This window comes from Brevundimonas sp. (assembly GCF_013823285.1).
Taxonomy (GTDB): domain Bacteria; phylum Pseudomonadota; class Alphaproteobacteria; order Caulobacterales; family Caulobacteraceae; genus Brevundimonas.
In genome coordinates, this window is the sequence record NZ_PNLV01000182.1 from 1 (window position 1) to 2,623 (window position 2,623).

General features: G+C 70.3%; 3 protein-coding genes and 1 pseudogene. All 4 read right to left on the bottom strand.

What is annotated here, in order from left to right:
* Nucleotides 1-885: hypothetical protein (locus tag C0461_RS14170; RefSeq protein ID WP_292107931.1), on the bottom strand; the 885-nt coding region annotated here is incomplete at its 3' end.
* 71 nt (nucleotides 886-956) lie between these two features.
* Entirely contained in the window at nucleotides 957-1,838 is an 882-nt protein-coding gene (locus tag C0461_RS14175) for a DUF459 domain-containing protein (RefSeq protein ID WP_292107932.1), read from the bottom strand.
* Nucleotides 1,839-1,966: 128 nt separating this feature from the next.
* On the bottom strand, nucleotides 1,967-2,380 hold the full coding sequence (locus C0461_RS14180) for a DUF2177 family protein (protein WP_292107933.1): 414 nt from the start codon (nucleotides 2,378-2,380) through the stop codon (nucleotides 1,967-1,969).
* Nucleotides 2,377-2,623: pseudogene (locus C0461_RS14185) on the bottom strand (SAM-dependent methyltransferase); the annotation flags it as partial. The pseudogene C0461_RS14185 and the gene C0461_RS14180, both read right to left, overlap by 4 nt.

Here is a 2,623-nt window from a genome sequence, read left to right on the forward strand (position 1 = left end):
ACTCGCGTCGTCACCGCAGGTCCCGCCGCCCTCCGGCCGCTGGGCGTCGGGCGCGCCGAGGATCAGGATGTCGGAATAGGGCGCCAGCGACCGCAGCCGCGCGATCTGGCCACGCAACAGAGGCTCATAGGCGTCGGGGTCGAGGAACGGATCGAACCCCTCGTTTGTGCCGAAGGCCAGCACGATCAGGTCCGGCCGCCAGGCGTCCAGCTCGGCGCGCACCACCGCCGGATCGCGCACGGCCAGGTCTCTCAGGGTCGCCCCGATGATCCCCAGCGCCGACACCACAACGCCGGGTCCGTCGGCGAAGGTCGCCACCGAGTGCAGGTCCACCGCCCCGGTCCCGCCGGTGACGGTCGCCGCGCGCGCCGGTTCGCCCAGCCGCACCTCGCGGCAGGCGGCGCCCGAGGTCGGCTCCCTGAAGCTGACCGCCGTCTCGCTGAAACCCGCCCGCACAGTCAGGGTACCGGCGGCGGGCCCCGTCGCGGCGCACAGCACCACCCGGCTGAAGGCGGCCGAGCCCTCCGCCTCGATGCGCAGAGAGGAGCCTTCGCCCCAGATCAGGGCCCGCGATCCGCTCAGTCCCACGCCGGACATTGCCGCCGAGCCCGGCCCCGGCGTCACCGCTGTCCAGGCCTGTTCGAACAGCTCCACCTGACGGGGCTGGTACAGGGCATAGGGCTTGCCCGGCGGCAGCACCCCGCGCCCGCCGCGCCCGATGCTGTTCTGCAGGCGCGACCGCACCGAGGCGGTGATCATGTCGCCCACCGTATGGCTGTCGCCCAGCTGGAGGATGTGCACCGGCCGCTCGCCCTCGCCGGCCCCGGCCGCGTCCAGGGCGTCGAAGAAGCGGGTCAGGGTTTCGGGGCGTTCGAGCGCGCTCATCGGATCCTGTGCGGCGGCAGGAGTGGAAGTCGTCATGAGCGCCGCGACCAGCCCGGCCAGCCGCGCCAGTCTCACCCCCCGGCCCCATCCGTCATGCGGTCCAGGCCGGCGTCGGCGCGCAGACGCTCGGTCACGGGCTCGGTCAGCCGCAGGTAGCCGGCCATGGACATGTGGATGCCGTCGTGGGCCCGCATCAGCCGCCGCCGTCCGTCCGCTGCGGTCAGATAGGCGTCATAGGCGCCGCTCTCGCTGGAGGTCAGGGCCACGGTGTCGATATAGGCCACGTCCAGCGCCGCCATGCGCTCGGCCACCAGGTCGTTGATGAGGCTCATGCGCCCGTCGAAGGACTCGCGCTTCATGCGCGGCAGACCGACCCAGTAGACCGCCACGTCGTTCTCGCGCAGCAGGGCCACCAGATCATCCACCCGCCGGGCGTAGACCTCGCGCCAGCCGGGCGTGCCGAACTGGTGGATGACCCCGTCGTGCTCGATGGCCTGGGCGTCGTTGGTGCCGAACATGATCACCGCCGCGTCGATGGGCTGTTCGCGCAGCTGGCGGGCCGTCTTTTCATGGACGTTCACATAGTCATAGCGCGACAGGCCGGTGGACACCTCGGCCATGCGCACGACCCGCACCCCGTCCACGTCGCGCAGGTCGCGGTAGACGCCGGTCCACAGGCCGTCGGCCATGGAGTCCCCGATCACCCCCACCACCAGTTCGCCCCCGGCCACACGCTGGCTCAGTGGGGTGATGCGCGGTGCGGCGGGCGTGACAGGCTCGGGCCGGGCCACCGTCGCCACGACCTGCGGCGCAGGCGGGCTGGCCGACGCATTGGCTGAGCCAAGCATGAGGGTGGGGTTGCGCAACCAGCCGCGACCGTCCGGCGTCAGGGCCAGGCCCACGATCACCCCCACGATCAATGCCGCCGTCAGTGCGTTGATGCTGGCGCGCAACCCTATCGCCCCCCGGAAACCAGACTGGTTTACGAACCCCTGTTAACCCAACAAGGGATTGGCAGACCAGCCCGAACCCGTCTCAGGCGAGCAAAAAGGTTAACGCAGGGCCCGCGGCGCGAGCCCGATCAGCCCCATCGCCCCTCGGCCCAGCTGGCGGCGAAGTAACCTGCCGTCGCCGCGCTGGCGGTCAGGGCCGTGCCCCAGATGATGTCGATGATCGTCATCCTCGTGGACCACACGCTCAGGGTCGCCTGGTTGGTCAGGTCATAGGTGGCGTAGGCCACGAGGCCCAGCACCGCCCCGGTGATCAGGGCGCGGGTCCACTGGCCGTCCTTCAACGCCGGCGCGATGGCGAGGAAGACGATCCCGAACAGATAGATCAGGTAGAAGGCCACCGCTGCGACCATGTTCGGCTTGTCGGCCATGATCGGGCCGAGGATCGGACGGTACAGCCGGTCGGTCATGGTGGTCAGCCACACCGCATCGATGACGGCGAAGGCCACGCCCGCCCCCAGATAGGCGGCCACATATTTGATCATCGTTCGTCTCCCTTGGTGAAAGGCTTGAGCCGGTAGTGGCTGACGCCCCAGGTGCGCCCGCCGTCGTCGCCGAACAGCCCGGCGGTGGCCATGAAGAAGCGCCGCCAGCGCCGCGCCCACAGTTTCGCGTCGGCCCCGTACGTCTGGCGCATCAGCTCCATGATCTCGGCCTTGTGGGCGTCGAAATTCTCCAGCCAGTGGTCGGCTGTCCGCTGATAGTGCGCGCCGGACCAGCGCCATTCC

What these genes read in the sequence shown, in the direction of transcription:
- C0461_RS14180 (WP_292107933.1), bottom strand. Translation starts at nt 2,380, where the DNA reads ATGATCAAATATGTGGCCGCCTATCTGGGGGCGGGCGTGGCCTTCGCC.